General features: G+C 31.7%; 9 protein-coding genes and 1 riboswitch. All 9 genes read right to left on the bottom strand.

From position 1 onward, the window contains the following. Positions 1-37 precede the first annotated feature (37 nt). On the bottom strand, positions 38-2,398 hold the full coding sequence (locus ACX6CF_RS13155; RefSeq protein WP_458785797.1) for a hypothetical protein: 2,361 nt from the start codon (positions 2,396-2,398) through the stop codon (positions 38-40). Positions 2,399-2,564: 166 nt separating this feature from the next. Further along, positions 2,565-2,713: riboswitch (cobalamin riboswitch) on the bottom strand. A 398-nt stretch (positions 2,714-3,111) separates the two neighbouring features. After that, a complete protein-coding gene (nikA, locus tag ACX6CF_RS13150; protein WP_458785796.1) occupies positions 3,112-4,776 on the bottom strand; it encodes a nickel ABC transporter substrate-binding protein in 1,665 nt (554 codons plus the stop codon). A 32-nt stretch (positions 4,777-4,808) separates the two neighbouring features. Continuing rightward, complete coding sequence (locus ACX6CF_RS13145; protein ID WP_458785795.1) at positions 4,809-5,561, bottom strand: ABC transporter ATP-binding protein; 753 nt, start codon at positions 5,559-5,561, stop codon at positions 4,809-4,811. Next, the gene (locus ACX6CF_RS13140) at positions 5,554-6,318 is read right to left on the bottom strand and encodes an ATP-binding cassette domain-containing protein (RefSeq protein ID WP_458785794.1); all 765 of its coding nucleotides are present in this window, start codon (positions 6,316-6,318) and stop codon (positions 5,554-5,556) included. The genes ACX6CF_RS13145 and ACX6CF_RS13140 overlap by 8 nt, the downstream gene beginning before the upstream one ends. Then, complete coding sequence (locus ACX6CF_RS13135) at positions 6,299-7,141, bottom strand: ABC transporter permease (protein ID WP_458785793.1); 843 nt, start codon at positions 7,139-7,141, stop codon at positions 6,299-6,301. Before ACX6CF_RS13135 ends, ACX6CF_RS13140 begins: the two co-directional genes overlap by 20 nt. Then, positions 7,138-8,100, bottom strand: coding sequence for an ABC transporter permease (locus ACX6CF_RS13130; RefSeq protein ID WP_458785792.1), 963 nt, complete (start codon positions 8,098-8,100; stop codon positions 7,138-7,140). Before ACX6CF_RS13130 ends, ACX6CF_RS13135 begins: the two co-directional genes overlap by 4 nt. Beyond that, positions 8,079-9,818, bottom strand: a complete 1,740-nt coding sequence (locus ACX6CF_RS13125) for an ABC transporter ATP-binding protein (protein ID WP_458785791.1) — start codon at positions 9,816-9,818, stop codon at positions 8,079-8,081. The genes ACX6CF_RS13130 and ACX6CF_RS13125 overlap by 22 nt, the downstream gene beginning before the upstream one ends. 1 nt (position 9,819) lies before the next feature. After that, positions 9,820-11,583, bottom strand: coding sequence for an ABC transporter ATP-binding protein (locus ACX6CF_RS13120; protein ID WP_458785790.1), 1,764 nt, complete (start codon positions 11,581-11,583; stop codon positions 9,820-9,822). A 98-nt stretch (positions 11,584-11,681) separates the two neighbouring features. Next, positions 11,682-12,671 (bottom strand): helix-turn-helix transcriptional regulator, encoded by a 990-nt coding sequence (locus tag ACX6CF_RS13115; RefSeq protein ID WP_458785789.1) that lies wholly within the window; start codon positions 12,669-12,671, stop codon positions 11,682-11,684. Between the last annotated feature and the right edge of the window lie 143 nt (positions 12,672-12,814).

Here is a 12,814-nt window from a genome sequence, read left to right as displayed (position 1 = left end):
GTTGCTAAAATATAGCAACTCCACCTTCATTAGTAAATTATGAAAGTTTTAATAGTACAATATATGGAGCTTGATTTTCAGTTTGTCCAATGATACGTATAAGCGTTTCTCCACTTGCGTTTAACGATACATCATATACAGTATCAGAAGTATTATTGATATTAAAAGTATCATAACCAAATGTACCAAGAGTAAAAGTATTAGCATAATTATCAGCTAAACCAGATATTGTTATTACTTCTTGATTATTAGATATTAAAGATGAAGAAATTGTAATCCCCATTTCTTCTAAATCATTAAATAACATACCATCAATCTCAATACTTGGTCTAGTAGTAGGAACTGTTCCACCTGTACTAGTAGCTTTCTTAATACCACAAACCTCAGTAGAGATTTCACCGAATATACCATTCATAGCCGCAGCACCTGTATAGATACGTACAAAACGGATATTGTCCAGATTAACAGGATTTCCGTTTGCATCTACTGCCCAACTAATATCAATAGGGTCTCCGCCGCCAGTACCATTAATATAAGTATTATAATTAGAAGTTGAAGTAATAGCAGCTACTCCATAAGGATTATATGCTATTGATTTATCTCCACTACCATTAGGGTGAACATCACAATAACCGAAACCAAAACCAGTAGTTGTATTAGTAGAAGTAATGCTACCAAGCATTGCACCTGTTAATGTTAACTTGTTTTGTGAATCATTATAGTCTGCAAATGATAATTGGTTTGTCTTATCTAAAGCAGGGTTTCCGTTTCTTCCTGTAAAGTAGTTACAATTAAGCGGGAACCAACTGTGATTATGGAAAGTATTTTTTACAATTGTGCCAGTTGCACTTCCAGTATAATTAACAGAGTCTAATTTCCCAAGATTATTTCCTGCTTCTGTATATTTTGTATTATCATTAGGATTAGGATTTTCATAAGTTAAACTGAAGTTCTTTTTAGTACTGTCTTCATAATATAAAGAACCTGCTATATCGTACCAAGTATCAGGATTTCCCTGGCTATCAGCCTGAGCTACTTGAACACAACCTGGTTCCGAATTATTCCAAAAAGCATTACCGTATACTATAAAATCCACACCATATTTATTATTAGTAGCATTATCAATATTTTGCATATCAAATACTGTGTATCCACCAAAAAATCCTAGAGATACACCTGTAGATGAAACATTATCTGCCATTAATTTGATACCGTCTGTACCTGAGAGATAGATGTCTCCCCATCCACCAACAGTAATTCCTTCATTAGTAAACTGACCAGCAGCAGGTAAAAATGCGTAAACAGATGGATCTCCTGCAACTATAGGAGCATCACAAGTGAAGGCAAAATCGTATATTCTCTCTGCACCATTTTTTGCAACTTTGATTGAGAAACTATGATTTCCTTCTGTACTTGCAGAGATTGCATTACCTGCAAATGAAATATTGGAATCAGTAGTACTATAAGTTATAGTTGCATCACTAGCCATAGCAACAGGTTCTATAGTGAAAGTAGCTGGAACAATGTCACTACCTGTTGTAGATATTAATTTATAGCTTGGTACATAAGGATCAAATGGAGCAGATACTGCTACACTTTCATTAAAAGTTACTTTGCTAAGAAGTATATCATTATTGATAGAAGCATTAATGATAGTTTCTCCCAAAGCTACTTTTTCATTAGCTTTTACATCATTATCTGAACCATTTAATGCATTTACTGCACTACTTGTATTAATACCAAAGGAATCAGCAATAGCTATAACTTTTTCTAATCCTTCATTTAGCTCTGTTGTATAAGCATTATAATTAGCTACAACTTCTATAGGCATATAAGTATTAATGCCGCCAGTACTTTTCATTTCAATACCAGTATAATCTGATAGTTTAACTGGCGTTGTTAATGGATTACTTGAGTTTTTAGGATTAACTGTTACATTTGCACTTCTGACAAATGGTACACTCATGTTAATACTTTTCTCTAAACCTTTCCAATTATAATATTTACCGTCCAGAACTTTAATTTTACCATCTGCTATTATCAAACTATAATCACTAATTGTAGCTAGTACATCTGTTTGATAGTTGGTTATTGTGTAATACTGTATATACGCATTATCTGGAACGATACAACTTCCAGGTGCTACAGCTCCCATTTTCCCGTTAATCTCATATAATACTGTCCATGGATAGCTTTGACCTGTAATACGAGTATATATACTCTCTACTGTGTCACCGTCTTGTGTAGTTACTGTAGGATTTGGATTTGCTGCACCTGATAAATAAACTTCTACATTTGTAGGTGCTGCTGCTTTTGCAGTAAGAGGCATCATTGTAAGGATCATTGCCACTGCAAGTAAGATTGCACAACTTTTTCTTTTGCTTCTTGATAAACTCATTTTCTTTCCTCCTCGAATTTTGCTTACTTAGTCATATGTTCCGTGCACTAAAAAGGACACTCCTACGAGCGCCCTGACATATTTGGTTTAGAACATAAAGATTCCACCTATTTATGCCTTCCAACCTCAGGGATTTGCATTACACTTTTAACAAACAGAATGAGAATATCCCGACTTAGCCATTTGCCACTTACACTGTGGTTTTCCTACTAAGACACCTTCCCGATAATTTCACAACTAACATGAAATTCTCAGTGGTACATTGTCTTTTCGTTGACATTACGGTTGCTGAGACAGTGTCGGTTTTTCACCGAAGAATATATACATATTCACTCACAACTTATTATTGTGACCTTCCTCTCAAACTGCCTTTATTAAATTTTTTGTAAATACCTACAGTAGTACACTTGATACATAATACTATTAGGTTTAAGAAAAAGAAAATTCTATTATCTCTTTCTCAACAGCTACATTGTAACATTTTGTTTCTGCAAAGTAAATAGATATTATAATATATTTTAATTATTATAATATAACAAAAAAATATAAATTAAAATAAAGTTTTAGTATAACTTAATAAACTTTTTCTTCTTTATAACCTAAAATAAGGTCATTGAAAACTTAATTTTTCAATGTACCTTATTCTATGTTATATTACACTGATTGATTTTATACAAAAATTAAGAATGACTATATTTTCTACTTACCTAATATTACTTTATTAACATCATATCTAATTGACCAGGTATACTAGGAAATTCTACAGTTGATATAACGTCTTTATTATATAATGCTATTTGCTTTTGATATGATATTGGTATATACATTGCACTTTCATGTAATTGTTTTAAAATACTATCATAACAATCCTTAATCTCTTTTTTATCATTTATAGAGAATAGCTTTGATATTTTTTCATCCAACTGTTTTTTATCTGCTAATCCTTGCTGTGCAGGATTATCTAAGCTATAACTCATCATACCACCAATATATGTATGTGGATCATAAGGAGCTGAATAAGTCGCATTGAAAGAAAGATCAAAATCACCTTCAAATCCTCTAGCACCCCAAACCATTAATTCAACACCATCTAATTTTACATCAATACCTATCTCTTTCATTTGAGCTGCAAAAACTTGAGCAATACTTTCTTCTGCTCCTCTGCCTGTTACATACATGAGATTTAATGATAGCTTATTTCCAGCTTTTTCTCTGATTTTTTTACCATCAGGTAATATCCATCCTGATTCTTCTAATAACTTAGAAGCTTCTTCTTTATTATATTCATAAGGTTCAACCTCTACATCACAATATGTTAATGATGGATTTAATATTGTATCTGCTTTGTTTTCTATATCTAATAGAACTGTTCCTATAATATCTTTTTTATTTACTCCAAGTAAAATAGCTTTTCTAACATCCATATCTTTTAACACTTCATTAGCTGTATTCATTAAGATACTTCTAGTTTCTGATTCACTTTCAGAGCAAGCTGTTCCAATCTTTTTGTTATCAGTGAACTGTGCATAAGCTTCATATGATAATTGTTTCGCACCATATATAAGGTCAACGTCACCACTTTGTAATGCCATTACTCTTGAATCATGATCCGGTATAACTTTTACTATAACCTTTTTGTACGCTGGTTTATCTCCCCAATAGTTTTCATTTACTGTGAATACGTATTGCTGATCTTTTACAGCTTCAGTTAATACATAAGGTCCAGTACCAATACTACTTTTTAGGATACCCGCAGTGTTACCATCATCTGGTATAGAATTAGGGCTTATCATTCTTATAGGAAACTGAGAACACATATCAAGAGTTGCAGCATAGTAAGGCTCATTATATACAAATTTTATTGTATAGTCATCTACTACTTCAACTTTATCTAATTTTCCAATAGCTCCCATCCATGAGAATCTATCTGTATTCTGTAGTATTCCCTCCATGTTTTGTTTAACTACTTCTGCATTTAATGGAAGTCCATCTGAGAATTTCACATCTTCTCTAAGTTTAAAAGTGTATTCTTTTCCATCAGGAGTCACTTCATAACTTTTCGCTAAGTTTGGTACTGCTTTTTTTCCATCGTATTTTAATAATGATTCGTATACAAGTCCTATGATTTCATGGCTATAACCATCTTCTGATGTAAGTGGTCCAAAATTATCAAGGTCACTTGCCCAAGCAATAACTAGTTCATCTTTTTGTGCATCATCATTAGCTTTTTCTTCATTGTCTGCATTATTTTTTTGAGATACGTCACTAGCATCATTATCATTTGATACAGCTTTTTCACTATCATTCGATTTTGAACAACCTGCTAATGATACTGTAGTTAATATTGTTATTAGTAAAATACTTATTATTTTCTTCATTTTATTAATTCCCTTCTGTGTACTCTAGGCACTTAAATATATTTTAGTTTTGGTACTGCCTCTATTAGTTCATGAGCATAACTTGTCTCAAGCTTGGCTATGTCGTCGAAATGTTCTACATCTTCAACAACCATTCCTTCCTTGAGAATAATAATATGGGATGTCAAACTCATAGCAACACTAATATCATGCGTTATGACAATAAATGTAATATTGTAATCATCTTGAAGTTTTTTTATTAAATCAGTTATATTATTTTTTATTTCTGGATCAAGACCAGAGGTTAATTCATCAAGGATTACTATTTTGGGATTACATATGATTGCTCTTGCCAAGTTAATTCTTTTTTGTTGTCCAGTACTAAATGCATGTGGATATTTCTCTCCATCTTCCGCCTTAAGATCAACAAGTTCTAATATTTCATTTACTTTACTATATCTCTCCTGTTTACTTAGCTCAGTAAAGTTACTAAGAGGTTCAGCTATAATATCTTTTACTTTCATTCTAGGATCAAGACTATTCTTAGCATCTTGAAAAACAGGTTGTATTTCCTTCCTGTAATTTCTCCATTCCTTCTTATTGAAGTCATTTAATGATTTTCCTGAATATAATATTTCAGCTGTATTCTCTTTGTAAAAACCTAGTAGAATATTGGCTATAGTAGATTTCCCACTACCGCTTTCTCCTACTATTGATGTGCTTTGTTTATATTTTATTTGAAAACTAACATTATCAAGTATTACATTGGTTCCATACTTCCTGCTTAGATTCTTTATTTTAATCATATACAATTAGTTCCTTTAGCATTTTAATAGTTAATTCTTTTTCTGGATTAGTTAAAATTTTCTCTGTGTTTCCATACTCGATAAGCTCACCATCCGATATTACAGCTATATGATTAGCAATTTGACTAATAATCCCAAAATCGTGGGATATGAAAATAATAGTTACTCCATATTCTTTATTGATTCTTATGAATTCTGCCAAAATCTTTTTTTGAGTTATAGTATCAAGGGCTGTTGTTGGTTCATCTGCTACTATCATCTTACTTCCAACTGCCATTGCTAGAGCTAACATAACCCGCTGTAACATTCCACCACTTAATTCATAACAATAGCTTTTATATACTCTTTTTGCATCATTCAAATTAAGCTTATAAAACCAATCAATTGCAATCTTGTCTGCTTCTTTTTTACTTACCTTAAGATGTTGCATGAGAGTTTCCCTACAATGGGAACCAATGGTAATGACAGGATTAAAGGCAGTCATTGGATTCTGCATAACGTAAGATATCTCTTTTCCTAAAAAAGCCTTCATCTCACTTGGAGAATAATACTCCCCATTCCATCTGATTTTGCCAGTAACGGTTAATTGTTCTGAAATCAGCAATCCAGTAGCTCCTTTGAATGTTAAGGTTTTTCCACTGCCTGATTTACCTGTTACTGCAAGAATTTCTCCTTTTTCTACAGATAAGTTAACAGAATCAACCAAATTTCTATCTGCATTCTTTACTATTAAATCTTCAATTACTAATTGATTCATGTACTCCTCCTTTTCTGTGATCAAATATATCTCTTAATCCATCACCTAATAAATTAAAAGCCATGGCTGTAAAAAATATAAACAGTCCCGGATAAAGCATCAACTCTGGGTGGGTAAATATACATTTTCTATTTTCATTGAGCATGGCTCCCCATTCAGGAATCTCCGGACTTACTCCAAGACCTAAGAATGAGAATGCAGAAAGCTCTAATATTACACGTCCCATACCAACACTTACATATACAATGAATGCAGGTAAGATATTAGGTATTATATGACGCAAAATTATCTTATAACTCTTGGTGCCTGATGCTATAGCTGCTTTTACATAACCTTTGTTTTTCTCTTCTAATACATAACCCCTAACAAATTTCGCATACCATGCCCATTGGGATATAATCATAGAAATCATAAGATTTCCAATTCCTTTTCCCAATATTCCAATGAGGACGAGGACAAAAATCATTTGAGGAAAAGCCATGATCACATCACATACAGCAACAAAAGCACGATCATATTTTCCACCATAATACGTAGGAATTGTTCCTACTAACAAACTGATAACAGAAATTGCTCCTATTATGACAAAAGATACTAAGAGTGAGTACTTAGTTCCTACTGCTATCCTAGTAAGTACACATCTTCCAAAGCTATCTGCACCAAGTGGAAATCTTATTGATGATGTTATGTACTTATCTGCTGCTGATACTGCATATGGGTCATTTGGTGAAACTAGCGGATAAATAACACCGAAAATAATTATTGTTAAAATAATTATAAGACCAGCTTTACACTTATTGTTTTTAATAAATTTCTTTATCATAATAAACTATTTTCACCTACTCTTTTGTCTAATTTCATGGCTACTAAATCTGATAATAAGTTGACAAACACAAAACAAAAAGCAATTATAACAACATATGCATTAATAGCTGGATTATCTCTTGTGAATATAGCATCTATGCCATATCTGCCTAGTCCCTTTATTGAAAAAACTGTCTCTATAACTGCTGTACCTGCTAAGATATTACCAATATTCTGTCCTAGAAGAGAGATCAATGATACACTTGAACTTTTTAATATATGTTTCAGCATAATCTTGGAAGTAGATATCCCTCTTGCCTGTGCATATACTACAAAATCTTCTTCTACTCTTTCTAATATATTGGTTCTTACCATTCTCGTATATGTTGCTACAAAAGGTATCGCCAAAGTAAAACTAGGTAGAATATACGAGCTGAAAGAATCATTGAATATGAATGGTAATATCTCTAGCTTAATTGAAAAAAGATATATAAGCATAAATCCAATCCAATAGGACGGAAGCGACATCCCCATTAATGTAATTACTCTAACAAGCTGATCCAATATCTTATCTTTTTTAAGTGCTGACAAAATTCCCAGTAACACAGATAAAAACAGCATGATCAACACTGCACCTATCACTAGTTTTATAGTTCTCGTACAGCATATTGATATTTCATCTCTGATAGGTTGACCTGTTACAAATGAATCTCCAAAATTAAGTGTTATAGCATTTTTCACCCATAGAAGGTACCTTACCCCTAATGGTTTATCAAGACCCAATTTCATCTGTATCTTTTGTACCGTTTCTTCTGTAGGAGGCATCATATGTTTATGTATGTATGCATCTGTAGCATCTATGGGCGATAAATTAAGTAAGGTAAAACATAACATAGTAATAGCTAGGAGTACTAAGACTAATAAAACAATTCTTTTTATCAGGAATTTTGTTATCTTTAGTTGCTTCTTATTTTCCATTTGTTTACCCCTAACTGACGTTCCCATAGAGAACGATATATACCATGTTTTTTAGTTAGTTCTTCGTGAGTACCTTTTTCTTTCAATTGACCTTGGTCTAGAACTAATATCTGGTCTGCATCAGTTATCGATGAGAATTTATGAGCAATAGTAAATACTGTCTTTCCTTTTACCAATTCAGATATTGCTTTTTGAATCTCTACCTCATTAATAGGGTCTACACCGCTTGTTGCCTCATCTAAGATAATGATAGGTGAATCTTTTACAATAGCTCTTGCTATAGCTATTCTCTGACGTTCTCCTCCTGACAAGGTAGAACCTCCTTCACCGACCATAGTATCGTAACCATTAGTTAATTTCCCAATGAATTCATGACAACATGCAAGTTTTGCAGCTCGTATCACGTCTTCTTTTTTAGCATTCTCATTACCATATATTATATTGTTATAAACTGTGTCATTAAAAAGATAATTATCTTGGAATACTACAGAAATATATTTCATTAATGTCTCAATTTTATAATCATATATATTCCTTCCTCCTATTTTGATATTACCTTTATCTATATCCCAGAATCTCATCATAAGTTGTATTAGTGTCGTTTTACCACTACCTGATGCACCTACGATAGCTGTTGTGGAATTTTCTTCTGCTATAAAAGATAGGTTCCTGAGTATTGGCTCCTTTGTATAACCAAAAGTCACATCTTGATATTCAACGCTGAAATTATCTGCCTTGACATCTTCTTTTGGTTCCTTAAGAGGGGTAAACTTCATTAAATATTCCAATCTATCTAGACTCACCTCCATAGCTTTTAATGTTCCTGAATAAGAAGATAGTATTTCAAAAGGTTGATATATATGTACTCCAATAACTGCAAACATTAGAAAAACGCTGAAATCTATCTTGTTATTCATCAATAAATAAGTTCCAAGTGATAATACAACACCAAATCCAAGATACATGAATAATGCATATCCTTGTAATAGTGGAATCACTTTGGCATCTGCCTTGATGGTTTTATTCGCAAATTCTTTAAAAACACCTTTCATCCGTTCTGAATGATTTCTACCATTATTGTAAGCTTTTACAGTTGCAACACCTTGAGTATACTCTACGGTATTGTTTATCAAATAACTTTCTGCTTCTATTTTTGTATTGGCTGATTTTATATACATCTTATTGCATACTTTGTTAATCACAAATGAAATAGGAAATCCTATGAAAAAAGCTATAGTCATAGGAATGTTAAGTATTCCTAGAAATATGATTGTGATAACAAGTATTGTTATACTACTTATAACTTTTGAGACCAGCTGCATAGCATATAACTCTATTTGCGTAAGTTCATTAGTCACTATTGCATTGATTTCTCCTAAGCTTTTACCAACAAAATCTCCCATTGGAATTTTCTTAAGAAACATTGCTATATCTTTTCTCTTCTGAGCGATCACTTCATATCCAACACTACTGATTGTGGCAGTTTCTCTGTAATGAAATATAAACTGTATTACTATGCATATTGCGAACATCCCTGTGTATATGAGAATATTAGAAACTGTTAATTCATTATTAATCATGTCTCTAATAAAAAACAACATGAACAGTAATGGCGCACAAGAAAATATGCTTTCTAAAATTCCTAACAATATTCCCTTTTTCACTTTTGATTTATACTCACCTGATAAATCCAAGATTCTCTTGATAGAATGAATCATATTAACATACCTCCTTTGAGCGGATTTTGAAACTAAGGGACTCTTGATATTTTGTATACATATTTTCATATAATCCTTTTTGCAACAATAATTTTGAATGAGTTCCCTGCTCTTTTATATATCCATTTGAAAGCACTATTATTTTGTCTGCGTTTTCTATAGTTGATAATCTATGAGCTATGACAAGTACTGTTTTATTTTTTGCAAGATTAGATATGGCCTTTTGGATTTCCATTTGATTCTCTGCATCGGAAGAAGCAGTAGCTTCATCTAGAATGATTATCGGCGCATCTTTTAATATTGCTCTCGCTATAGCTATTCTTTGTTTTTCTCCACCAGATAGTTTTACATCCGTTCCTCCAATAACTGTATCTAAACCTTTTTCTTCTATCAGCTCAGTACATGATGCCAGTTTTGCCACTCTCATAATCTCTTTATCCGAAGCATCTGGTCTACCCATTTTAATGTTATTTCTAAGGGTATCATGAAAGATTATTGTATCTTGGAAAACAAAACTTATATTATCCATTAACTGTTGAAAAGGTATTTCTTTAATGTTAATACCTCCTATTAATATCTCCCCACTATTTACATCAAAGAAACGAGCAGCCAACTTGGCAATTGTGCTTTTTCCGCAACCAGATTCACCAACAAGTGCTGTTAATCTACCTTCATTAGCTACGAAAGATATATCTTCTATAACTTGTTTTTCATCTGTATAAGAAAAGCAAACGTTTTTAAATTCTATGGAATTATTATTAAGTTTTACATTAGCTTTGTTATCGTTAAATTCTTCTAGTGTCAAGAATTCTTTAATCTGAGAATATGACTGATTAATCATTGGCATAGTATCAGTGAATTCACCTAATTTCACAAGTGGTACTGAAAAAGAGAATGACATCAAGAAGAAAAATATAACTTTACTTATGTCAGCTTCTCCATATAGAAACAATAAACCGCCAACAGGTAAAAGTATCAATAAATTAGCCTTTATCAATATGGCAAATCCGGACATATACTTCCAACAAGATTTATACCAATCAAGGACATGGAATTTGAAACCATCTACTGAAGAATCTATTTTATTTATTGCTACATCTGTTTTATTAAATGATTTTATTACCATCATTCCTTGAATATATTCTATAAGAGAAAAATTCATATTCATTAAGGATGTAGAGTAATTTTCCATCTTTTCTTCGCTTCCTTGCATCATTCCAGATAAAATCTTGTAGGCAATAGGTATTAAGATTACAGTTGCTAATGCCATTCTCCAATCTAATATGAATAGTAGAATCGCAACTACTATTGGTACTCCCAGACTGGATGATACTTCTGGAATGTGATGGGCAAGAAATTTTTCTAGACTTTCGATATCTTCTACAATTAATTTTTTGTAATACCCACTGTTATTTTGCATAACCACACCAAGGGATAGTTTTTCTAATTTGCCAAGCACTTCTAGACGTAGGTTATAAAGCAAATCTGCTGTAGCCTTGTGGGAAGTGTATGAAGATATACTGAAACACACGAATCTCATGACAATACCTACTACAGCGATAAAAATATACGTTCCAACTTGGTAATTTGATTCTAGAAATTCTGTAATAATCTTATATGTACAATAATAAGGAATTATAGAAAAGATTACTGATAGAAATCCACATATAACCGATAAGTAATACTTTCTTTTTTCCCCACTGCAAATGTTGATAAGTTCTTTAATGCTATTAATCATATTGGTATAGTAGTTAATTAAAATCAACTACTAATATCCCCCTTTCAAGAAAAAAATAAGAATATATAATCTTTAATAAGATTATATATTCTTATCCAACTTTTTTCTGCCTGTAGAGGGAGTTTTTATGCTCCAAAACGAAAACTTTTAGGATTTTCTCCATAATATTCTTTAAAATTCCTTGCAAAATGACTTGCATTAGTATAACCTACAGCACAAGAAACCTGCCCAATATTTAGATCTCTAAGTTCCAGTAATTCTTTTGCTTTTACCATTCTAATATGTCTCAAATATCCAAATATAGTGGTATTATAGATTTGTTTAAACCCTCTTTTAAGTTTACATTCATTCATATGTACTTGTTTCGCTAATTCTTTAATCGTCAAGGGTTCTACTATATTCTCTTCAATCAACTGTCTAGCCAGTTCTATTGATTCCATAGCCTCTTTATCTATAAATAATGGATTTTCTTGATTTTCTAACATAGTTATTTCTTTTTCCCATACATAGCACAATGCCTCTATTGATTTACATTGAAGATACATCAACTTACCTACATTAGAAAAATCACAAGATACCATCTGATTAAAAAGAGTTTTTAGTTCTGCTCTAGGTTTATGTGGTTTTGTTAACTCAATGGCTCTACCAGAACGTTTAAAACTATTAAGACCTTCATGATATTCTTCATTTAACAAACTCTCTTTTATAAATCTTTCATCAGCTATAATGGTTATATACCTGACTCTTCTACCTTTTATTATTTTAAATACTCCACTCATTCTTTTTCTGAAATAGACGCTTATGTTACCACTGCTTATATTCATATCTTTTGCTTCTTTTTCATTATGAAACAGATTACCTTCAATCATATAGTTAATTTCATATGGTGGATTTATTAGATTATATTCAAACCCTATGGATTTTTTTAAAAATAAGTCTGTAATACATAATTCCAGTCCATTAGGAAATTTTATCTGCTCTATAAAACCTTCTCCATATTCTGGACTTACATAATATCTTTTGTACATACCTGCTTTCTTGCTTTCAAATTCACATTCTCTAACAAAAAATTTATAAAAATCATTGGCATTACTAACAATGACATTTTCATTCAAAGCAAAGCACCTCTTTCAATATAGTTCAAGTCAATAACTGCTAATTGTTCTGCATTAATTATTGATAATAATTATCATTATTAATATTATATGCTATTACACCTTAAATGTAAAGTCAATTTGCATACTCTTATAAAATGCTT

The sequence above is a fragment of the Vallitalea sediminicola genome (assembly GCF_054408565.1).
The sequence above is the reverse complement of the archived record's forward strand: the minus strand, read 5'-3'. Positions and strand labels throughout refer to the sequence as shown.